A 23,203-nucleotide genomic window follows, 5' to 3' on the forward strand; every position below is an offset into this window, starting at 1 on the left:
GATTACCAAACATCATCATAATCCTCCACATTCGGTCTATTAGTGCTTGTTCTGCTTGTATCTAATTGTTCAGATTCTTCTGAAGATTCAAAAAAATGGCTCTGAGTACTTTCTAATTGAACCAATTCCCCTTCAAAACTGTGAGTTAGGTTGTCTATCGCCTGCTGAAGATTATCATCCGTATAATCCTGATTTAAATCTCGCTCAACAATTACTTCTGGGGTAACTATAGTCTTATTTTCAGTGTCAGATACGTCAAGAGATGGTAGAGCAGATATTTTGCTGACTGAAGGCGCAGAATCATGATCTAAATTGCTAATTGATGTCCACGACTTGACTGAAGATGAATTCGATTCACTAGTCTGCGATGCTTGCTTCTGAGTTGGCAATTTTTGTTTGATGACTTCCGTATGCTCTGCTGGAGACTGGGCAAGCTGATCATTGTTTACTGATGATGGAATATGGTTGACATTTTGATTGCGTTCAGGTATGTGAGAGATAGGATCATGTCTATCTATTGATACTAGAGAATTGTTAGCTAAGGTATTTCTCGGGTTTGCTACTTCTAACTGAACTTTGATTTTATGCTGACAAACTTGAGCAAATGCTGCTTCAATATTAGCGACTTTTCCTTGATGTAGTTTCTGTAGTTTGCTAGAACTAATACCTACAATGGCACTTGAGCCATCAAAGGTCACTAGATGACATTGCTGTTTTAATAACGCCTGAGTTGTTGGTGGGTGCAGACAACTGACAATCTTGTTCCAAAGCTCTTGATTAGAAATATTTTCATTGACTATAGGTGCATAACTTGGCGGAGTTTTCTTCAGTTCTGGCTCAATGACTGGCTCTGAAGATTGAGAGCTGTTTACCAAATCATTTATGGGAACTTTAGTCGTAGTTTGGTTTCTCTGATCAATAGCAGAACGCTCGCTGGTAAGTTCTTGTTGGTTGACGACTTTTACAGGAATAGAAGTAGTCTGAAGAGGACTCGCTGGAGATGGAGTAGTATTAGCTAGCGGAACATGATTTTGACCAGATGCTCCGTTGAGTAATTGAGCCTTAGCTCCATTATTGTTAGTATGATTTGGTTTTGCTGGTTTTGGGGCATCTGCTACTGGTTGCTTAACTACAATTTGAGACTGGGCAGTAACAACAGGTAAATTATTACCAGACAGTAACCCTAATAAAGTTACTTCTAACCATAAACGAGGTTGAGTTGTATGTTTTAATTGAGTTTCTGCCTCTTTAAGGTGTTGTTGTCCTCTTAAAATTAGCGCCGTATCCCAATTAGTTGCTTCTATACATAATTCTTGCCAGCAAGTTTCCGTTACTGCCACTAGATCAGTATGTTGTGGAGCAGTTTTGGCAATTAGTAGATTGAGATAGAAACTAGCTAAGTTTTGTAACACTACTAAGGGTTCTCGTCCTCGATCTAATAGATTTCGACACTGTTGTAAGATCTTGATCGGTAAGTTGTTTCTTATTTCTCTGATCAGGTTTAATAAATCCTGTTCTGGTACAGCACCAATCAAGTCCCAAACTTTGGCTACGGAAATTTTTTCTGGTAATAAACTCAATTGATCTAAGAGGCTTTCTGCATCTCTTAAGCCACCATTAGCAATTTGAGCAATTAAAGTTATTGCTTCATCGGCGATCGCAATGTTTTCGGCTTCAGCAATATATTGCAAATGGGCAATCATCTCTGCCAAGGGAATACGGCGATAATCAAACCGTTGACAACGGGAAATAATTGTGGAGAGAACTCGTTGTGGATCGGTGGTTGCCAAAATAAAGACAACTCTTGGTGGGGGTTCTTCTAAAGTCTTCAGCAGAGCATTAAACGCTGCCGTACTGAGCATATGGCATTCATCAATGACATAAATTTTATAACGACACTGAACGGGAGCAAATCGCGATCGCTCAATAATTTCGCGAATATTATCGACCCCAGTATTGCTGGCAGCATCAATTTCCATCACATCTAATGCCGTACCATTGGAGATCGCCTTACAAGCTTCACACTGACCACAAGGTTCAGGAGTGGGTTGACTAATAGCTAAACAATTCAGAGATTTTGCTAAAATTCTGGCACTAGAGGTTTTACCCGTTCCCCTAGGTCCGGTAAATAAATATGCTGGAGCGATTTTTTCTTGTTTTAGAGCATTACTTAAAGTTAGGGCGATCGTTTGTTGACCAACTAAATCTTTAAAAGTTTGTGGTCGATACTTATGGTGAAGAGGTTCGTAAGGCATATTTAGATGTGGACTTTTTTATTTTCCACTGGTTAGTAGAAAATTATCCCTGTACAATTGAGCAATATTTTAGTGAAATTAAGTTTATTTTTCTTTTAAATTCAGTATATTTGATCTAAAGGTAATGAGTCATACGATTGGGCACCTCAAGCAAGACAACCAACAGTCAAACTCTAACTCTAACTTATCTCGGGCGAATCAAGACTCACCTCAGCCTGAGGACAAAAAATCAAAATCAACTTCTGCCTTGACTGATGCAGACTATGAATTTTTGTTCAATCAGCTATTAGAAGGTATTGCCCATGGTTGGCATGACAAAAGAATTGCTAAATTTTTTCATCAGTTGGGCGATCGTGGACAACAGCAAAAATGGGTTGCTTGGCTCATCCGCCTAAGAATCAAGTTGCTGACCATGCCAATCCCTTCTAAGCGCCAACTGGGAACAATGATGATCCGTTTGGCAGAACTAACTCAATTTACCTCTGAAGTAGACCAAATTGGTGCCATTTGCAATCAGATTGGACGAGAATTATTATTTGGCAGTACAGAAGATATAGTTTGGGAATATGTTGGTTCAGATTTGGTGATGGATTCTACTGAGGAAGAAATGGATTCTGCTGAGGAAGAAACAGAGGAGAGGTTATCAGAGAGATTACCTACTGATTTTTCTCAACTGGGTTCAACTACCAATGAGGACCGAGAAACCGAAACATCTTCAGAAAGAGTAGAAGAGGATACTCTCCAAAATCAAGAAATAGAAAGCTCTCCAGCTTTGACTTCAGAACTATCATTGCCAAACCCACCACTAGAGCATCAAGAGAATCTGGAGCAAACAAGCGATCTTGACTCAGAAGACACTGATTTAAATTTATCAGATTCGTTTGAAATTGTAGAACCTAAGCCAGTAGAAGATAGTTTATCATCCGTGGACGACGATATAGAACAAGATCCACAAGAGACAGTAGCTGTTGATGTGCATCAGGTGATGAACTTAATTCAAGAAGATGAAGAATTAGCTCAACAAATATCACAAAAACTTAATGTTTCTCTAATTAAGTTAGATAATTTAGCCTTAGAAACTGTTGAGCAGTCACCAAAAATTTCGACTAATGAACTGGATCAGTCTAGTGTAGAATTAATCGAAAGCTGGTTTAATTTAGGGCTAAAGCAAGTGAGTGCCGGAGAGTTCCTCAAAGCGATCTCCTCTTGGGAAAAGGCTTTGAGAATCAATCCCAATTTATCAGAAGCTTGGCATAATCGAGGTAGCGCTTTGGGTCGATTGGGCAAATATAAAGAGGCTGTGGAATCTTTTCAACGAGCTTTAACTATAGAACCTGGCAATTATCAAGCTTGGAATGATCGCGCTCACGCCTTATATCAAATGCAACAATGGTTAGAAGCAGTTAATAGTTGGGATAATGCAATTAAAATAATGCCAGGAAATCATTTATTCTGGTACAATCGCGGCTGTGCCCTGGAACAACTAGAAGATTGGAATAAATCTATTCTTAGTTATGAAAAATCATTAGAAATCAAGCCAGATTTTCAACCAGCACGTTCGCGATATATTAACCTAGTAGCAGATAACTCTCGTTCAAATTAGCTAAGATGACGGTAATCAAGTTATCGGATAAACTTTAATAGCCGTAAGATGTAATTTCATCTTCAATACTAATCATTAGGTGTTTAATTTCTAGCTAGCTATGACGGAATCATCAAACAGCACAATGGAAGAAATCAGGTTATCAAGTGAAGAAAGAGTAACCCAACTTAGGGACTTAATTGATACTCTCAGAATCGCTGAAGAAATAGCTAGCAAAGGTTATCTAATCAGCAGCTCCGAACTGGCAGATTTAATGGATATCAATGCTAGTGCTGTAACTAGTAGAGGAGATCATTGGTCTTGGCGAAATTGGGTTGTATCCAGAGTGAGACGAGAAGGAAATCAAATTTTATGGCAATTAGAGAGGGTTGATTAACAAAATATCATGACTTCATCCGTACCTAAAAACGATCAGCTTATAGTTCGTCCTCTTGAGTATCGCGACGTGGATGCAATCAATGCTTTGGTGAGCGAATGTGTCGCCAGAGAAACTTCCAAACGCCTTATAACTGTAGATAGGGAACTAGAACAGGTAGGCTCATGGTACGGACTCAAAAGGTTTTTAAGTTTGTTACCTCATTCTTATTATCATGGTTGGCGAGTCTATGTTGCTCAACAGCTAGCCGAAGTATTAGGTTTAATTCAAGTTTCTTCACTCAATAGTACTCGCAGTACTTGGAGAGTAGAGAGAGTTTTGCTCAATAGCAACTCTCCTCAGTTAGAGTTACTCAAAACTCAGAAAGAAATTGGTTCTCAATTATTGCGTTACTGTCTGCAAAATATTTGGGAAGCACGAACTTGGATGCTAGAAGTTAATGTAAATGAGAAAAATCATTTAGCTCTCTATCGGGAAAATGGTTTTCAGCCATTAGCGCAGATGACTTACTGGCAAATATCTTCAGATTTAATTACCCAACTAGCCCAGCAAAATCCCGATTTACCCAACTTTTTGCCTATTAGTAATGCTGATGCACCACTTCTATATCAACTGGATTGTGTCTCCATGCCTCCTTTACTGCGTCAGGTTTTTGACCGTCGTGTAGAAGATTTTAAAAGTAATCTAGTGCAAAGTGCAGTTAGCAAAATTAGACACTGGCTGAACGGTACGGATGTGGTGAGTGGGTATGTTTTTGAGCCCCAGCGTAAAGCTGCAATTGGCTATTTTAGATTAGAGTCATCTAAAGATGGTACTCGACCTCACAGAGCCCAATTGACAGTAAATCCTGCCTATACTTGGCTTTATCCTAAATTGACTGCTCAGATGGCACAGATAGTTCAGAAATCTCTCGACTGCAAACATGGTTTAGCTGACGAGAGTCAGATCTATTCCCAGCCTTTAGAAATAGTTTCTGCTGATTATCAACCGGAAAGAGAAGAATACTTTAACAAAATAGGTGCGACTGCTGTAGAACATACCCTGTTAATGTCTCGCTCTGTGTGGCATAAAATCAAAGAAGCTAAACCATTAGAAGGGTTACAGCTATCAGATGTACTTCAGGGGTTAAAACCAGCTCGCGCTCCCATTCCTTCTCGTATATCTCTAATCAAGTCTCTTTCTAGTTCATATCAAAATATAGTTAGACAGAAAAATATTTTTTATTCCAAGTCCACTGAATTTAACCCTGTGGAAAAGAATAAATCTGGAAAATCTTTTAAACCTCCGAGTAGTGGCTTGGTTTAAGAAGCCCAAAAATTGGACTATAGTCTAACTATTAAGAACGTATAAATTAAATATATGTCTTTTTTAATCGCATAAATAATCCTACAATAGATGCCATGAAAAGAATTTCGGCTTTAGGGTTAGATGTGGGAAAAAAACGCATGGGAGTAGCTGGTTGCGATGGCACTGGTCTAATTGCTACCGGTCTAACTACTATCTATCGCACTTCTTTTGCTGAAGATATCAAACAACTCCAAAGTATAATTGAAGAGCGAAAAGTCGAAATATTAGTTATTGGCATGCCATATTCTTTGGATGGCACAGTAGGATTACAGGCACAGCAAGTTCAAAAATTCGCCAATAAGATTGCTAAAATTTTACAGCTACCAGTTGAATATGTAGATGAACGTTTAACTTCAGTTGAAGCAGAAGCTCAGCTTAAAAATAATAAGCAGTTTTCAACCCGAGATAAAGGTGCAATTGACCGCCGTGCTGCAGCAATAATTTTACAGCAATGGCTTGATATGAGACGGATGAAAAAGATGAAGGATGAAAAGGATAAAAGATGAAGGCAAAAGAAGCAAAACGAATTTTTCTTTTCTTCTGTCACCTTCACCTTCACAACATCCACGAGAAATTCATTCAATTATATAGGCATAGGATCGGAAATACTAATATCTAAGATCGGTTGTCCGGTTAAACAATGCCAATGACAAGTAAATAAATCGGGCTGTTGGGTTTTGAGAGTAATCAAGGCTGGTGCAGCTGGAAAGGGCCACAATCGGTCAAAAACTATTTCACCATTGTATAAACTAAATTGCAGTAAATAGGTGGATGGGGGAGCATCCAAAGAATCAAGTAATTGAGCCGCTAAACGATGGAGAGATTTACGCTGGCGATTAGGTATGCTTATGGGCTGTTCATAAGAGTTGGGCATTGCACCCTCACCAATAACCTCTGCATAAATAGGTTTATCTGTCATAATTATTGGCAACCACAGATGACCTAACCAAGAATCTCCCACACTAGTCTTAAATCCTAAATTTTTTTCGACCCAACGCCTCCGGGAGTGAAGATCTTTACAAGCAGAATATATTTTTTTGTAGGGAAAATCAAAGTACTCTGGCAACTGAATCGTTAAGGGACAATAAATTGCTTCGGAGTCTTTGTCTATTTTATTAGTTCTTGAATGTCTAGACCAGAGGCTCGCTGCAGAAATGATTTCTACAACAGTTGAAACAGCAGAATATTGAGCAATGCTATGCTTCAAGGCTTCAACCATTTTTTGTGTTACTGGCGATGCAGAAATTAGCTTTCCTTGTTCACTAACTTCGGCGTTGATAATGATTACAACTTTTTCCATTCCCCTTCCATAGTTATGAGATTTTGCCATAGCTGTATAAGTCGAACAGTTATTTTTCCCCAATATTCAAGTGCTTTGTTGCTGAACTGCTATTATTCTTGATGCGTGAAAAAATAGTTCGTGATAGTTGTAGGGCATAGTTGAATTGTTGTTCTATCTAGTTGGGAGTTGTGAACTGACAATAATTGCCAGCAGAGCAATAAAATTTAGGCGATACTAGAACATAAGTATAAAACACCAATTGAATATCTCGACGTGATTGTAATCCTTGCTATTTTGGATATTGGTTTTTGTTTAACAAAAAATCGGATTTAAGCCGTAACTATCATAATTGCTTCTTGACTTAATTTTCAAGCTCGCAAGCAAATAATTGAATTATGTCAACATAAGATAACAAACTAACCTAATTATAATGAATTAGCTACCCTGAAAATGATGGAATAATCAATCAATTTTATCTATATTTTGCCTCATCTACAATTAAACAGCTATTGAGTTCATCGTTAATCGTAATTTATTCATGGAACTGCTAGAATATCAAGCTAAGGAATTGTTTAGGATGGTAAGTATTCCTATTTTACCTTCTCAGACTATTAAAGATTCTAGAAAAATTAAACAATTGCAAATTCCCTATCCTGTTGTCTTGAAATCCCAGGTGAAGTCTGGAGGAAGGGGAAAAGCAGGGGGAGTACGTTTTGTAGCCAACACAATTGATGCGATCGCTGCAGCCCGAACAATTTTTAACTTGTCTATTTTAGGAGAATACCCTGAAGTTATTTTGGCAGAGGCGCACTACAATGCTGAACGAGAATTTTTTCTGGCAATTGTCATCGACTATGATTTGAAATGCCCTGTGCTTCTGGGTTCTGCCTTTGGAGGAATGAATGTAGACCTATTGTTAGCTAACTTACAACAAGTTGTGATTAATACGGAATTTTCTTTATTCCATGCTCGTCGCTTAGCTGCCAAGATGGGATTATCCGGAGAATTGATCTGCTCTGTCAGCGGAATTATTGCCAAGATGTATCGCTTATTGCAGGAAAAAGATCTCGATTTAATTGAAATAAATCCTTTAGGGGTTAATAAACAAGGAAAGTTGATGGCATTGGATGGCAAGATTACAATTAACGACTACGCTCTAGCCAGGCAACCGATTATAGAAACTTTAAGTTTATCCGAACAGCAAAAAAATGAAAGCTATCGTAAATATGTTGAACCTGAGAAAAACACTTTTCATCAGATTGGATGGCGTTGGTTGGATTGGAAAAACCAAAAAGGTAAAATCGCTATAATCTCTAACAGCTTTGACTTAGCACTGCTAACTTGGGATTTACTCGAACAAAACAAAGTTTCCCCCGCTTGTGGTGTCATCATCGAAAATAGCTTGACTGAAGACATTGATAATTCCCAACTTTATCTAGAAAAAGTACAGCAGATTTTACTTGAATTAGAGTCTGTTTCTGGTTTAGAAGCGATCCTAGTCAATGTTTGGGAGTCCGAAACAATTAGTCTTCAGATTGTGCAAGCGATCGCTAATTACGATCAATCTGTTTTTGAACCAACTTTATCATCCAGAAAAGAAGCAGCATTAGTTAGCAGTAACTTTAAATCCAATTCAGGTAACTTAAAACAAAAGAGTAAATCTTCAGGATCTCAACCTATCCCAATAGCTAAACCTCGGTTTATTCTGAGGCTATTAGTCAACAACAATCTAGATGAACTGAAAGTTGATGAGTCAATTTACATATCTAGTAATTTAGAGGAAGTAATCTCACAAGCGAGCGCCATAGTTCAGTCTAGCTAAAATATTTTGGTGACTAAACTTATCCACAAGATAATCAGGACTAAAAAGTTTATATATGAATTGGTCTCCCCCTAAAAAGGTCATTATTCAAGGAATTACAGAATTCCCCGCTACTTCATACGCAGTGCAAATGCAAGCTTACGGTACTGAAATTGTAGCTGGAGTTAGTCCTGGCGAGGGAGGAATAGAAATAGGCAACATACCTGTATTTGATTTAGTTGAACAAGTCATAACTCAGGATAAAACTATCGATACTAGCTTGATTTTCGTTCGTCCTTATCAAGTACTTGATGCGGCAAAAGAAGCTATCACCGCAGGAATTCGCTTCCTGATTATTTTTACACCAAGAGTACCACCTCTAGACACCATAGAACTAATCAAGTATGCAGAAACTAATCAAACGCTACTTTTAGGACCTAGCAGCCATGGTCTAGTTATTCCTCAAAAGATTTGGCTGGGCAAGCTAGAGCCTCAGTATTATCAGCCAGGCTCGGTTGGTTTAATCACTAGTAGTCAGCACTTATGTTATGAAGTCGCCGCAGAGCTAAATCAGGCTAACATGGGACAGTCTTTAGTAGTTAGCTTGGGTGAGGAGCGAATACTTGGTTCCAATTTATCTCAATGGTTATCGATTCTTAATCAGGATTCCCATACTGAAGCTATAGTTTTGATTGGACAAAGTATCAATGAAACTAATGAAATAGCCGCCTACTGTCAAACTCACGGTATCGACAAACCAGTTGTTGTCTATATTGCTGGATTAAATACCCCCCAAGACAAAGTATTTCGTGATGCAGTGACAATTATTAGCAATCACTTATCAGCTTCCATTCCTGCATTCAATTGCGATTGGGCTTCGCCCACCGCCAAAGGCAATCGCCAAACCATCAACAAATTGAAAAAAGCGGGAATCACGATCGCCAAGAGACCCAGTGAAATTCCCACTATAATTCAAGAATCTTTATCGCTTAGATAAACTACATTTGGTTTTGAAAACTATTTTTTGCTCAACTCTATAAAACTTATTACTCTTACTAGCAAATCATTAACTAAAATAGAAATATAATTAGTAAGATTAATCTAAATGAAATTAACAAGCAATTAAAGTTCTGAATGCTTGTAATCCTCGTGAATATCTCAAAAAGTAGCTTCTCATAATCATCGTTAGAGTAAAGCAGTCCAAAAATTATCATTTTTCCGGAGCGAAAATAAGTAATTCAGATCTATTTAGGGAATGAGTTAATTTGTGGGTTTATCTTTTCTTATAACTTGTCTTAATCGAGTTTAAAAAAGGGAAAGCTTAACTCAGGTTTTTTAGATTCAGTGTGGAGTGAGAAAGCTAAAAGTCTAGTTCTCAATTGTTGTACTGAGTTTTGAAAGTCATGCTGAAAATTTTCTTATATCTAGGGTTTATGATATTTTTCATTCTGTTTTGGCGTTGGATTTTATCAAATAATACAGATTATCCCCCTCCACCTGGACGAATCTAGTGGAATCAAGCTATCAGCTATTAGCTGCCAGGAGAATCAGGTTTTAGACTTCGATCCTATACTTCTACACAAGTTTGCTATTTGACAGGTGTTGTGATCGCAACACATATTGAACTGCGCGATTCAAAATAGTTCATTGAGTACAGCTCAATGTTAAAGTTTGGAAAAACGAACTTCAATCATTGTAAGTATAAAATTTAATGGTGGTCTTGTACGGCAAGAGATAGCTAATAGTAACTGCTGCTCGACCTCGTTCTGTCAGCACTAGCGCACTATTAGCTAGCTGTTATTGATTGCTAAGCCAGAGTAGTCCGTCTCCTGATATCTTGGTAAAAAGCTTACTCATCTCATACTCATGGCTCGGATCAACCTATTAGATACTCGCACTACTAGTTTTGGTGACCTGATAGGCAATGGCAAGATTTACAAAGTACCTCCATTCCAGCGAGATTATTCCTGGAAAGAAGAGAATTGGGAAGATCTTTGGCAGGATATTTTGACTATTCATGATAAGTCTGACTCTAGTCATTACATGGGAGCTATTGTTTTACAGAACTCATACAATTCGGATAAAGAGTTTACAGTTATTGATGGTCAGCAACGATTAGCTACTCTGAGTATCATTGCTATTGGTATTATTGAGAAAATTCAAAAGCTTGTAGAGCGAGAAGAGGATAAAGAAGCTAATCAGGATCGCCAAGAAATTTTAAAACGAACTTATCTTAGTGATAGAGATCCGAGATCTCTTCGTTACTCAAGCAAGCTTCTTTTAAACGAGAATAACAATGATTTCTATCAAAGCAATTTGATAAATCTTAGAAGACCGTTTAATATTCGTTCTCTTTCTAAATCCAATCAATTGCTTTGGCAGGCTTTCCAGTATTATTCAGACCGTTTGGAAGAACTTCAAGAGGTGGTTCACAGTGGAGAAAAATTAGCTGAGTTTTTGACAAATGTAATTGCTCGAAAATTACTATTTATCCAAATTAACGTTGAGGATGAACTGAACGCATATACTGTGTTTGAAACTTTAAACGCTAGGGGAATAGAACTGAGTTCAACAGACTTATTGAAAAACTACCTGTTTTCACTCTTCCAAGGTCCAGATGACTTACAAGAAGCTCAAAGGCAATGGCGAAGAATTATTAATACTGTTCAGATGAAAAGGTTTCCTGAATTTCTGCGATATTATCTTAGCCTCAAGCAAACCAGAGTCAGACGTGAGCGATTATTCAAGATAGTTCGGCAAGCAGTGAAGAATGGACAACAAGCATTTGAGTTGCTAGATCAACTTGAAAACTACAGTAGTCTCTTTATTGCTCTTGGCAATTCTAATGATGATTTCTGGCGTGATAGTCCAGAAAACCAACCTTATATTCGAGAACTTGAACTATTCCGAGTGAAGCAGGCTTATCCAGCTTTATTTGCTGCATACGAGCAGTTTACTCCTGATAACTTTACTCGCCTATTGAAGGTTGTATGTATTCTAGCTTTTCGCTACACAGTTGTAAGTAGTCTAAATCCAAATGAATTAGAAACGCTTTATAACAAAGTAGCAATTTCAATCATGAATGGCGAAATTACTAACCCCAGACACGTTTTTGATCGCCTTCGCGCAGTATATGTTTCCGACGACAAGTTTTCACAAGACTTTTCTTTGCTCTCAATTTCTACAAAAGGACAGAAGAGGAAGCTAGTAAGATACATACTTTGGAAGCTTGAGTTAGATGCATCAGAACGGCAAGATATTAGTGAAGATGGCTTTTCAATTGAACATATCTTGCCTGAATCACTAACCGAGAACTGGCGAAGACACTTTAATGATGCTCAGGTAGAAGAAATGGTATATCGTATCGGCAATCTGACACCTTTAGAGCCAAATCTCAATCGTCAAGTTGGAAACGAATCTTACTCAATGAAGAAAGAGACTTATCAGAAAAGTGTGTACAAATTAACCCAGAATATTTTGGCTGAAGAATGGTCAGCGCATACACTAGCCACCAGGCAACGGCAACTAGCACAGCGTGCTACTCATATCTGGAGATCTGATTTTTATTAATAATTTACAATTGATCACAGCTTACTGATAACCGCTTGCTGTAAATTTCATCTTTATTAGGCACTTTTATAAAGCTCCTGCTGCGGTTTGATCTAAAATGCCACCTCCGCTTAAGTGAGTAGTAATATTAATAGCTTGCAGTACGGGTTTACCTGCAGCACCTTGAGGATAGTCAATTACACTTACTGCACCGTTACCTTGTTTAATGTTCCAGAAGTTTCCGGGTTTTAATCCTAGTAGATAGCACAGAATTACTTTATTTATGGCATCGTGAGCTACCACTAATCCAGTTTGAGGAGTATCGGTATTGCTATAATCGGCAGCGATTTTATTCCAGGCGGCAACTCCTCGATCCCAAACCTGCTGCAAGTTTTCTCCTTCTGGCATTTGTACTGTTTCTGGTCGATCTTTCCATTGCTGAAGTAAATCAGAATATTCAGCCTGGATTTCAGACTCTAACATTCCTTCCCACAGACCATGACAAATTTCAATTAATTCAGGAGTTGTCTCTAAGGAAACACCAGGATGATATTCTAAAATAATTTCGGCTGTTTCTTTGGGACGGAGCATGGAACTGGATACAGCAAAATCAATTGGTACATCCTGTAAAAACGTAGCCGCTTTTCTTCCCTGCGATCGCCCATTATCATTGAGGGGAATATCTCTGATCCCTTGAAAGCGAGATTCCTTATTCCAGTTAGTTTCTCCATGACGTACTAAGAGTAAACGAGGGCCAGAATGAGGCGGACGAGTAGGAGGCAGAGGAATGCCCAAATGAGAGGTTTGATTGAGAGATTCGAGCTGCACCGAATCGCCAAAATTACTACTAAAGTTAAGGATATTAATGCAACAATTTGACTGTTGGATCGTGTGATAGCGATCGCTACTAATGCCAATAGCACTCATAATCAGACAACGATTAATCCCATTGTGAGCAACAATTAGAATAGTCTGTCCTTGATGTTTGCTAATAGCTTCTTGCCAAAAGTCTTGAGCCTGTTGATACAGTGATAGTACAGGATAATGTTCTGTTTCATCCTCTAGAATCATCTTAAATTCATGGGGATTTTCTTTCCACTGACGATAATCATTAGCACACTGAGATTTAACTTCGTCTTTTTTCTTTTTTTCCCACAGGGGCAAATCAATTTCTATCAACCTATCGGTAGGTTGCAAAGTAGGAGGATTGGTTAGACCAGCTTGGATTGTTTCGGCAGTAAGTCTAGCTCGCTGTAGGGGACTACAATAAAAAGCATCAATTTTAACCTCACTTAGAGTTTGTCCCAGTTTTTGAGCGTCGGAAATACCTTTTTCGGTTAATACAGATTCATCACAACGTCCTTGAATCATCTTCTGTGCATTATAGGTACTTTGTCCATGACGAACGATAATCACGCGAGTAGCCAAAACCTTTTCATCCTCATAAATTGATTTCCCTCAGTTATTGTAGCCACAATTGGGTAAATTACCTTGTTTAATCCTTTTAATTGATAACTATTCGCTGACAAGAGATAATGCCAAATGAATATAAAAACTAACTATAAGATTCTGCCTTGGAGGATAGATGACAATCAAACGAGCAATTTTAGCTCTGTTAACCATATTTGCGATCGCCAGAATTGGCTTTTCTTTAAACAGTAGTCTTTCTCAACCCCAGATCCAAAGTCGCTTAGAGCTATATCAAACTAATTTATTACTCCACGTTGCGGAATACAAAACTAATACAAATGATGATTTTGATTTAAATAGTGCAGTCAACTCTTTAGTTGGAGAAGATCCTTATTCGGCAGCCAGTAAGCAATATCAGAAAGTACGCCAAGAAACGGTAGTTAGTCGTGATAATTTCGTCTCTAAGCTACAACAGCTAGACACTGGCAAAACAGATATTACTGATGAAGCAAACAAACAAGGAATAAATGTCGCTCAAAAAAAACAGCTTAAACAGCAAATTACCGAATTAGAGCAGTTTATTAATGAATTGGATTTAAAACAAGGGATTTTAGCTGCGGCGCAGGGTAAAACACAAGAAGCAATTTCTATTTGGGATGGTGAAATTAGTCGTATCAACAATCCCGAAAACAGTTACTTACAAACAGCTACACTCCTTAAACAGTTATGGCAGGAGCAAACCCAAGAACTGGTAGCAAGTACCGAGACTATCAAAAGTAAATTAGAAAATAATTTAGATAGTTGGTTCAGTTATCAGGCTTTAGCCAAATTTGACGAAGTCAATCATCTTGCTGACGATTTAGCTTCACTTAAAGAACAAGAATTACAAGTTGCTACCAATTCAATATTTAAATTAGCCTTAATCAGTGGCATTCCCTTTTTTGGTGGTATTACTGGAGTCGCTTTGTTAATATTTTTAATTATTCAAAGATTTATTAAAAAAGAAACTTCGATTATTTCAACCAATAACAGCACTACCTGGGAGACACCTTGGGATTGGGAAATTACCTGGCAAGTTTTGATTGTCGGGTTTTTCTTTATCGGTCAATTTGTCTTACCTTTAATTTTAGGTTTTTTAAATATTAATCCGGTTAACTCTTCCCTTAGAATCAAAGCTTTATATATTTTGGGAACCTATCTTTTAATGGCTGTAGGGGGAGTTTCAGTTTTATACTTTTCGATTAAATCTTTTATCCCTCTCTCCCAAGATTGGTTTAAATTCAAATTAACTAGTAACTGGTTTGTTTGGGGGGTTGGAGGTTATTTAGTTGCTGTACCTTTAGTATTACTAGTATCTTTGATTAACCAGCAAATTTGGCAAGGGCAAGGAGGTAGTAATCCCCTTCTATTTCTAGCATTACAAGCACAGGATCAAGTAGCATTGGCAATATTCTTTAGTACAGCATCGATCGCTGCGCCGCTCTTTGAAGAAATAATGTTTCGTGGTTTTTTGTTGCCTTCTCTAACACGTTATGTATCTGTTTCGGGGGCAATTATGATTAGTGCTATTATCTTTGCAGTCGCTCATCTAAGCTTATCTGAAGTCTTACCATTAACCACTTTGGGAATAGTATTAGGAGTAGTTTATACGCGATCGCGTAATCTTTTGGCTCCGATGTTGCTTCACAGTCTTTGGAATAGTGGCACCTTAATTAGTTTATTCGTTTTAGGCAGTGGTATTTAACTAATTTGAACATCTTTATTGTTCCAATAATCTTCAGCTTTTTATTTAATCAATCTTCAGCAATCACTCTATACTAGATGTAATTCATTTTACGAATAGTTTAAGAGCTGAAATTGTGGGTTTTAATCTAGTCTGGGGGTTGATTTTGCAGAAACTGGAGATTAACTACTATGCACAAATAAAAAGTTTTCTCAGTATAATTCTTGCTTGTTTAGTAATCCTTTATCTTTCAACCAAAGCTTTGTCAACTGAAAAGCATTCAAATACATCTTCACCTAAGACAGCTCGAGAAAATACTAAGCCACAAAAAAAAGAGGAGCGTGAAGAGTCTTTAGACTTTTCTAGTACTGGTAGACCAGGACAGCAAACTGCAGGAGAGAGTCGAGGGAATTGTACTAATATAAATGACTTCTTAAAAGCGGTTATGCCCGTTTCTCACTCGGGTAAAACAATTTTAGGACATCCTAGTTTTTGGGTTTATTTGCCTCTGGTTACCGAACAAGCCAGTCACATCGAATTCATTGTTCAAAATGAGGCCAGAGAAGATATTTGGCGATCGCAGATTCACACCCCCCAGGATGGTCGATATCATAAATTTTCTTTGCCAGAAACTGAGCCTCCTTTAAAAATTGGTCAATGGTATCTTTGGTACGTAAAAATATACTGCAACTCTCAGCTAGCCTCATCGCAGTATGTTCAAGGTTGGGTTCGTCGAGTTCCTGTAACCTCTGGCTTGTACTTGGAGCTGCAACAAAACGGTCAAAGATCTCATCTAACCTATGCAAATCATGGTATTTGGTACGATGCCATTGATAAGTTACTAAGTCAGTATAAACCCAATTCTAGCGACCTGGATTTAGAAAAAGACTGGAAAAATTTAATTCGAGCTAAAGGAGTACAGCTACATCACCTGCCCTGTATAAGAGCTAATTTCACTTCGCGAAAGCAAGAAGCAAGAGCCGTTAATCTTTAACCTGAGTGTCCAAGGAATTTTCTTCGTAATGTTAGTAGCTAAAATTCTGGATTTCATTGCTTACTACAATGACAAGATGGTCAAACCGTTCCACTGGACTTATAAGGGTAAGGCTTTAACAGTATAACGGTTGTCTTATTTACGCCCACGTCCACTAGTTTTTTCACTTTTTGGGTTAATTGTTTAGCTCATAATCTAGCCTTAACCCCCCGCTAAGCCTTAAACTTAGATTTGCAGAGAATTTAAGATATTTTTTAGATTGTGCGAAAAATAGTTATTGCTGGCAACTGGAAGATGCACAAAAACCAGGCAGAGTCCTTAAAGTTTGTGCAAGCATTTAAATCAAAAACCGAAAATACCGACGAAAGTAGAGAAATTATTTTGTGTGCTCCGTTTACATCTCTTACTGTCATGTCCAAAAATTTACACGGAAGTAGGGTCATGTTAGGAGCACAGAACATTCACTGGGAGATTGAAGGTGCATACACTGGTGAAATATCAGGAGAAATGCTCACCGAAATTGGTGTTAATTATGTGATCGTTGGTCACAGTGAGCGACGACAGTATTTTGGAGAAACAGATGAAACAGTAAATTTACGACTTAAGAGAGCGCAGGAATATAGAATGAAACCAATTCTTTGTGTTGGTGAGACTAAATCACAAAGAGATGCTGGCGAAACCGAAAATATTATTATCAATCAACTGAAACAAGATCTAGTAGGAATAGATCAAAATAATCTAATAATTGCCTATGAACCAATTTGGGCAATTGGTACGGGAGATACATGCGAATCTACGGAAGCAAATCGTGTCATCGGGATTATTCGCCAGCAATTAGATAATAAAAATGTGACGATCCAATATGGTGGCTCTGTTAAACCAGGTAATATTGATGAAATTATGTCCCAGGCAGAAATTGATGGAGTTTTGGTAGGTGGAGCAAGTTTAGAAGCAGCTGACTTTGCACGTATTGTTAATTATCAATAATTAGTAGCATTGGGGCAGTTAATAATAATTGCCTCAATTTATTCTAGTCCTATAGTTTAATCGTTTAAATTTGATATTTCTATATTTATCGAAAATTTTTCAAATATATTAAGATTTCAAGTACATTAAGAAATACGATATTTTAAAAACCTTGGTTTAGCTAAGCTTTTACTAAAAGCCTTTCACCCATAATTATGATTCTGGTTGAGTTTCTACCGAGCCTCGTAGAGCCGTACAAACTTTGATTTTTGACTCAGTCATACTTGCAAGTATCATTATTACAATTTTGATTGCTGCTTCTTCTGTATTTATCTTCAGATTCTTCAAGAAGTAATTGTTTACAATGAAATTCTTTTCTTCACGGTTAAAATGGTAAATTTGAAGTAGTAAATCATTGTCAGACAAGCTTTTTAACCGCTCAAAATGACACTAAATGTATATTCAAGGTGTGTAATGTCAGTATATTTCTCGATAGACAATCTTTTTTTTGCTATTAAACAAACTAAAATCATCACCAAAAAAAATTGCTTTGTTTGTAAATTTCGGTGTTTTCGCTAATAGTCTTTTTCTCTTTTTCTGTTAGTATAGGACAGAATTGAGCGTACAAATCAAGCGTATAATTCTCTGCGAATATTACATTATTGCCCCCTAGCCAATAATTGTAATTTGCGGGGAGGCATTTTTACTCTATATTTTATGGCTACGTAATTACTCTTATTTTATTTGGTCAGCCAGGCGATATTAAATTGCTAATAAAGAAAATCTTCTAGTTAATAAAAGCTAATGAAGCATATTGGCTTTATATTAATTCTTAAATTTCAATAACTATAATTGAAAATATTGATTTTTTGGGATTTCAATAGATAATTTTTTTTGCCATTTAAAATTGCCAGGAAGCTATTCTATCGTAATTAACCATCTTATAAGCATCATGACAAGACCCAAAAAATCTCAGCTTCAAGAAACAAATTCTCCTTTTAAAAGATTGAGATTGAATGTCAAACTGTCCCAAGAACAATTAGCCAGAGAAATCGGTGTGGCAGTTTCTACTATTCGGCGTTGGGAAAAAGGTCAAGCCGAACCCACGATGACAGTGGCTCAAATGAAAGAATTTTGCCGAGCAGTTAAATTCAAGTTTGACGACTTGCCTAACTCACTTTTGCCTCCCAAGAATAGTGATGCCAAAAATACTAGCAAATAATAATTAACTAAATCTATGAATCTATGACAAGATCGCTTGTTTTAGAGAATGGCAGAATTTACTGACTGCCTTTAGTCCCGTTTCGGGAGTTCCCTCTGACAATCGTTTAACTACGGCACTACCAACAATCACTGCGTCTGCGCCCCAGTCTTTGATTTGTTTTGCTTGTTCAGGACTAGAGATACCAAAGCCTACTCCGATGGGTTTGGTTGTTGTGCGATGCAAGTTCGACAACAGATCTTTAATTTCTGTTGCCATTTGGCTGCGAACTCCAGTTACTCCAGTTACCGAGACTAAATAGACAAATCCTTGAGATTTGGCAGTGATCTCATCAATTCGTTCTTGAGAACTAGTGGGGGCAACTAGCAATGTTACCTCAATGCCGATATCAGCGGCTGGCTTGAGTAATATTTCAGCTTCTTCCAAAGGTAGATCGGGGACAACCAACCCGCTAATTCCTGCATCTTTGATTTGTTTAAGGAATATATCTATTCCCCGATAGTAGATTGGATTGTAATAGGTAAATAAGATGATCGGAACTTTAGTTGTGCCTTTTACTGTTTTTACTACTTCTAAAACATCATCCAATTGGACTCCTTTCTGTAAAGCTCTCGTAGCAGCAGCTTGAATTGTTGGACCATCTGCTAACGGATCTGAATAGGGTACACCCAATTCAATCATGTCTGCACCGCTCTGGGCTAAAACCTCCAAAGCTTTGGCAGTAGTAGCCAAATCAGGATCTCCTGCAGTAATAAAAGGAATCAGAGCACATTCAGAATTTTGTTTCAGATCTTGAAAACAACGGGCAATAGAATTCATTAAGAAAAGTTGATTGAGTAATGAAGATTAGTATTTTAGTATTTTTGTGTTCCCTAGGATATGTCATCCTTTGGGCTTAGCATACCTTCTAAGCTATTTTAGCGGTATACATAGAGAAAAATGTTCTGCATATTGACTCCTCACCGCCCTAAAAAGTCGGTGATTCTGGTTTTTAGTTTTTAGCTCAAATTGACTACTAATTACTAAAAGAAGTCTTCCTAGAAGAAAGGGGCTTTAAACTCAGAACGATGGTAAAGCTTCAGAGATAAGGACATAACCTTGGTACTCCCTTAAGGCTGTAATCTAGTCAAGAGTCGATGAGTCAAGAATCCCCCGTTAAAACGCGCTAGTGTTTAGCGGTGGAAGTGTCAAAGATGACATACCCTAAGATTGTTTAGGTGTTTGAGATTCTTTTTCTTGCTCAATTTCTTGTTGAAGTTTGGTCAAATCTTCAGGAGACATTTCTTCAAAACGTTTTTGAATTACTGCTTCTTCATAATCTTTAAGTTGCTGATTATAAGTCATATTTTTGCTGCTGACTCTCAATAAGTAGGTCAGGGACCAACCAATTAACCCTATAACTAACAGAGTTTGTGTCCAAATTCCCGCATTGATAGAATCAATGCCCAGTACCTGTAAAATGACATAAATTAGTCCTGCCGCTACGAAAACGCCAAGACTGATTCCCAAAGCATCAATTCTGCGCATAGTATTTATCTAGAGTATATTAGGCTTTTAGATCGCGGCGTTTGGGACGAAAGTTGAGAAAGGGACTAAGCAGTAACATTCCAGGAAAGCTCAAAAATACAAAAAGATACATGATTAGTCGTTCTATGGAACTAGCAACATACCAACGGTTTTTGAGATATAAATAAACCAATGCGGGGAGTACCAAAAGATATGTGCCACTTAAAACTAGATATAACAAGGCGACTAGAGTAGTTTCTGTCAATAACATAATTGTTTTTATTTCCTGAAGATTTTTAATATTTATATTTTAGGCGGTAAATTGCACTCTTCGATATCAATACTGTATGATATATTAGTCCTCACAGGAAATACCTTTTTTCACTAAACCATATCAGGGGGTATGGCGGAATTGGTAGACGCTGCGGATTTAAAATCCGTTGACCGTAAAAGGTCGTGGGAGTTCAAGTCTCCCTACCCCCACTGTAATACCAAATATTAGCTCAGACTTGTTGTATATCGGCTGCATTTCTGTCTTCCTCTGAATGTGCTTGGATAGCGATCGCTGTTATATTTAATGGCTATCGTATATTTAATGGCTATCGGAACGAATTCCTATCACAGTCAAAAAACCAAGCAAAAGAAAAGCTAAGAAGATTTTTGAAGATGATTTCGCTCACTTTCGCCAAATTATCTTTAATTCCGGGCAATTAAAACCCTAATTTTCCCATTAAGCCAATTTTTGCCCTGTATTCAAATTATAATTTTGCTTTACTAACATTGCCGTTTAAGCTATTACCTTGCTCCATGTTGGATAAATCCTCACTAGAAACAAAATCATCATTATTGACCTTTTGACTATCTCTTTTGAAATAACTTTTACCGTACCGACCATGATAAGAATAGCGGTCAAAGTCACTAGGCTTGACTCCATTAATCACCATCCCTAAAACTTTTTGTCTAGTGTTAGCCAGCGTTTCTTGGGCTAATTCCGCACTTTCGTGCTCAACTACTCCGGGTCTAGTAACAAACACAATGCCATCAACTAACTTACTAAGAGTTAGTACGTCTGCAGTTACAGGTAAAGGAGGCGCATCAATTAAAATTAAATCGTATTCTCGTCGTGAACGACCAACTAAGTCACTCATTGCTTGAGAATCGATTAATGCTAGGGGATTAGTCCGTACTAAACCACTGGTTATCAGATCTAATTTCGGCATGGGTCTTTCGATGACAGACTTGGGACTGAGTTGCTCAGTAATAATATCTCTAAGACCTTTACGATTATCAACTCCCCACAAGTGATGCTGAGAAGAACGACGTAAATCTCCATCTATTAATAGTACACTGCGACCTAATTGAGCGATCGCCGCAGCTAGGTTAGCTGCCACAGTAGACTTGCCCTCTTCTGGGACAGAGCTAGTGATCAAAATGACTTTGGGTGGTTTGTCACTAGTCAAAAACTTGAGATTCGCTTGGATCATCCGATAAACTTCTCCAGAGAAAGAATCTGGTTCTTCCCGAGTGACAATTCTTCCTTGATAATCAGGCGCTTCTAGGGGGGTTATGCCAATGGTATTGTAGGCAAATTTCCTTTTGATTTCAGCTAAAGACTTAATTGAGCGATCCTGCATCTCCAGCAAAATGATCGATAAGTTAGCTAGAAATGAGCCTAATATTACCCCCAATCCCAACAACATAACTCTGCCAGAGCTACCCTGTTCTGGCACGTCAGCGTACTCCACAACTTCTGCATTACCGCTTTGCTGATTTTCGGCTAGCTGTACTTCTTGTAAATTGTCCAGCAATGTTTCATAGGTTTTGCTGGCTGCTTCAGCTGCGCGAACTAATTCTCTTTCCTTTTTCTCTAATCTGGGTAGATCCTTGGCTCGCTTCAAATACTCTTGTTGAGTTTGGTATAGAGAGCTAACTTGTCTTTGTAGACTGAGTTCGTCGATTTTTAGAGTGATAAATTTTTCTAGCTGATTTTCTTTGATACCATCTTGACTCTGTAATAACCCTTGAGACACCTCAACTCCTTGCCCAACAGCATTAGCAACTAACCCTTCTAGTTGTTGTGTCAAGTTATTTTTTTTCTCGATTAAGCTAACAATACTGGGATGATTATCATTAAATCTCTGACGTTCTTTTGCCAAATCTGATTCTGTCACAGCTAACTGATCCAAAATACTTTGAACTTCAGGAGATCCCCCTAGTTGATTAGCAGCAACTGCCTGTTTCAAATCTAATCCCAACTGCCCTTGAAGTGCCGATGTTTGAGCTTGTAAACCTTGTAATTCTGAACCAGTAGATGATATCTGCTGATTTAGTGCCCCCAAATTAGTAACTAGTCCTTTTTTCTCTTCAGTCAGGTCAACAATATCATTTTCGGCTCTAAAAGCGGAAACACTAGATTCCGCCTGTTCCACCTTATTTTCTATAGTAGGTAATTCTTTATTAATAAATTCTTTGGCAGCAGCAGGCTCAGATTGATTGCCTCTTATTTGCTGCTGAAGATAGACATCCATCAGAGAATTTACTACCTCAGAAGCAACTTTTGGATTGGGACTTCTGTAGCCAATTTGGACTACATCAGTACCACCAATCAGTTCAGTAGTAAGTTGTTGTCTAAAGTCTTTAGGCTTTAGAGGTTCATCTTCATCATCTGTTAATTTTTGACGATCGATTACTTGCTGAATAACTGGTTCAGACTCTAATACCTCAATTTGGGTACTCAGAGGAGTTTGGTTAGTCAAAATGGGTTCCAAAGTACCGGTCTGTTCACCAATACCAGTAAGGGATGCAGCAGTTTTTTGTTTAAAGAGTAGTTTACCTTGTGCTTGATATGTTTTTTTCTGAAATAAGCTCAACCCTGCAGTGACTCCTAAAGTTAGCACAAATATTGCCAAGGCTGGTTTCCAACGCCTTCTAACTTTAAGTAAATAATCACTTAAGTTTAAATCTAAAGAATCTCTTGAGGAGGTTTCAGGTAAATTGGAATTTTTTATATTTTGACCGTTAGAGTTATTACTCAACATATTAAGTATATTCAGGTAGGTAAGTTATTTGATGGTGAAACTATGTTTTAATATTATTTTGGCAAGACTTCGGTATTATTACTACTACTTTATTAAAGATATATCATTCACTACAGAATAAAGTGTCGTAA

The 23,203-nt window shown here is 37.7% G+C and carries 18 protein-coding genes and 1 tRNA gene; 12 read left to right on the top strand and 7 right to left on the bottom strand.

The genetic code is table 11. The features are described 5' to 3' along the window. Positions 1-2: 2 nt before the first annotated feature. On the bottom strand, positions 3-2,255 hold the full coding sequence (locus tag PLEUR7319_RS39740) for a DNA polymerase III subunit gamma/tau (protein WP_019508685.1): 2,253 nt from the start codon (positions 2,253-2,255) through the stop codon (positions 3-5). 124 nt (positions 2,256-2,379) lie between these two features. On the opposite strand from PLEUR7319_RS39740, the gene PLEUR7319_RS0128725 reads away from it, so the two are divergent. The 4 genes from PLEUR7319_RS0128725 to ruvX all read left to right on the top strand — a co-directional run bounded on the left by PLEUR7319_RS0128725 (position 2,380) and on the right by ruvX (position 6,087). Beyond that, entirely contained in the window at positions 2,380-3,858 is a 1,479-nt protein-coding gene (locus tag PLEUR7319_RS0128725) for a tetratricopeptide repeat protein (RefSeq protein ID WP_019508686.1), read from the top strand. 100 nt (positions 3,859-3,958) lie between these two features. Next, positions 3,959-4,234: a hypothetical protein gene (locus tag PLEUR7319_RS0128730; RefSeq protein ID WP_026102844.1), complete on the top strand. Its 276-nt coding sequence runs from the start codon at positions 3,959-3,961 to the stop codon at positions 4,232-4,234. A 9-nt stretch (positions 4,235-4,243) separates the two neighbouring features. Further along, complete coding sequence (locus PLEUR7319_RS0128735) at positions 4,244-5,539, top strand: GNAT family N-acetyltransferase (protein ID WP_019508688.1); 1,296 nt, start codon at positions 4,244-4,246, stop codon at positions 5,537-5,539. Positions 5,540-5,634: 95 nt separating this feature from the next. Beyond that, positions 5,635-6,087, top strand: a complete 453-nt coding sequence (gene ruvX, locus PLEUR7319_RS0128740; protein WP_019508689.1) for a Holliday junction resolvase RuvX — start codon at positions 5,635-5,637, stop codon at positions 6,085-6,087. A gap of 77 nt (positions 6,088-6,164) precedes the next feature. Here the strand turns inward: ruvX and PLEUR7319_RS0128745 are convergent, their stop codons facing one another. Next, positions 6,165-6,881 (bottom strand): hypothetical protein, encoded by a 717-nt coding sequence (locus tag PLEUR7319_RS0128745; RefSeq protein ID WP_019508690.1) that lies wholly within the window; start codon positions 6,879-6,881, stop codon positions 6,165-6,167. Positions 6,882-7,401: 520 nt separating this feature from the next. On the opposite strand from PLEUR7319_RS0128745, the gene PLEUR7319_RS0128750 reads away from it, so the two are divergent. The 3 genes from PLEUR7319_RS0128750 to PLEUR7319_RS0128760 all read left to right on the top strand — a co-directional run bounded on the left by PLEUR7319_RS0128750 (position 7,402) and on the right by PLEUR7319_RS0128760 (position 12,234). After that, positions 7,402-8,685: an ATP-grasp domain-containing protein gene (locus PLEUR7319_RS0128750; protein ID WP_019508691.1), complete on the top strand. Its 1,284-nt coding sequence runs from the start codon at positions 7,402-7,404 to the stop codon at positions 8,683-8,685. A gap of 55 nt (positions 8,686-8,740) precedes the next feature. Beyond that, positions 8,741-9,661, top strand: a complete 921-nt coding sequence (locus PLEUR7319_RS0128755; protein ID WP_019508692.1) for a hypothetical protein — start codon at positions 8,741-8,743, stop codon at positions 9,659-9,661. 869 nt (positions 9,662-10,530) lie between these two features. After that, complete coding sequence (locus tag PLEUR7319_RS0128760) at positions 10,531-12,234, top strand: DUF262 domain-containing protein (protein WP_019508693.1); 1,704 nt, start codon at positions 10,531-10,533, stop codon at positions 12,232-12,234. Between the two features lie 66 nt (positions 12,235-12,300). Here PLEUR7319_RS0128760 and PLEUR7319_RS0128765 read toward each other — a convergent pair whose 3' ends face one another. Next, positions 12,301-13,641: a histidine phosphatase family protein gene (locus tag PLEUR7319_RS0128765; protein ID WP_019508694.1), complete on the bottom strand. Its 1,341-nt coding sequence runs from the start codon at positions 13,639-13,641 to the stop codon at positions 12,301-12,303. A gap of 157 nt (positions 13,642-13,798) precedes the next feature. Between PLEUR7319_RS0128765 and PLEUR7319_RS0128770 the strand changes: the two genes are divergently transcribed. The 4 genes from PLEUR7319_RS0128770 to PLEUR7319_RS0128790 all read left to right on the top strand — a co-directional run bounded on the left by PLEUR7319_RS0128770 (position 13,799) and on the right by PLEUR7319_RS0128790 (position 18,528). Then, positions 13,799-15,367, top strand: coding sequence for a CPBP family intramembrane glutamic endopeptidase (locus PLEUR7319_RS0128770; RefSeq protein ID WP_019508695.1), 1,569 nt, complete (start codon positions 13,799-13,801; stop codon positions 15,365-15,367). 115 nt (positions 15,368-15,482) lie between these two features. Continuing rightward, on the top strand, positions 15,483-16,340 hold the full coding sequence (locus PLEUR7319_RS0128775; RefSeq protein ID WP_019508696.1) for a DUF928 domain-containing protein: 858 nt from the start codon (positions 15,483-15,485) through the stop codon (positions 16,338-16,340). A 261-nt stretch (positions 16,341-16,601) separates the two neighbouring features. Continuing rightward, on the top strand, positions 16,602-17,327 hold the full coding sequence (tpiA, locus tag PLEUR7319_RS0128780) for a triose-phosphate isomerase (protein WP_026102845.1): 726 nt from the start codon (positions 16,602-16,604) through the stop codon (positions 17,325-17,327). Positions 17,328-18,258: 931 nt separating this feature from the next. Further along, positions 18,259-18,528, top strand: coding sequence for a helix-turn-helix transcriptional regulator (locus tag PLEUR7319_RS0128790; RefSeq protein WP_019508699.1), 270 nt, complete (start codon positions 18,259-18,261; stop codon positions 18,526-18,528). A 21-nt stretch (positions 18,529-18,549) separates the two neighbouring features. Here PLEUR7319_RS0128790 and trpA read toward each other — a convergent pair whose 3' ends face one another. From trpA to ndhL, 3 genes are all read right to left on the bottom strand, one after another. Further along, entirely contained in the window at positions 18,550-19,347 is a 798-nt protein-coding gene (gene trpA, locus PLEUR7319_RS0128795) for a tryptophan synthase subunit alpha (protein ID WP_019508700.1), read from the bottom strand. A 384-nt stretch (positions 19,348-19,731) separates the two neighbouring features. Continuing rightward, complete coding sequence (locus PLEUR7319_RS0128800; RefSeq protein ID WP_019508701.1) at positions 19,732-20,055, bottom strand: DUF3007 family protein; 324 nt, start codon at positions 20,053-20,055, stop codon at positions 19,732-19,734. A 19-nt stretch (positions 20,056-20,074) separates the two neighbouring features. Further along, entirely contained in the window at positions 20,075-20,305 is a 231-nt protein-coding gene (gene ndhL / locus PLEUR7319_RS0128805) for an NAD(P)H-quinone oxidoreductase subunit L (protein WP_019508702.1), read from the bottom strand. Between the two features lie 126 nt (positions 20,306-20,431). Here ndhL and PLEUR7319_RS0128810 point away from each other — a divergent pair. Next, a tRNA-Leu gene (locus PLEUR7319_RS0128810) sits at positions 20,432-20,517 on the top strand. A 275-nt stretch (positions 20,518-20,792) separates the two neighbouring features. Here the strand turns inward: PLEUR7319_RS0128810 and PLEUR7319_RS0128815 are convergent. Beyond that, entirely contained in the window at positions 20,793-23,072 is a 2,280-nt protein-coding gene (locus PLEUR7319_RS0128815; RefSeq protein WP_019508703.1) for a polysaccharide biosynthesis tyrosine autokinase, read from the bottom strand. Positions 23,073-23,203 lie beyond the last annotated feature (131 nt).

It is taken from the genome of Pleurocapsa sp. PCC 7319 (genome assembly GCF_000332195.1).
Classification (GTDB): Bacteria; Cyanobacteriota; Cyanobacteriia; order Cyanobacteriales; family Xenococcaceae; genus Waterburya.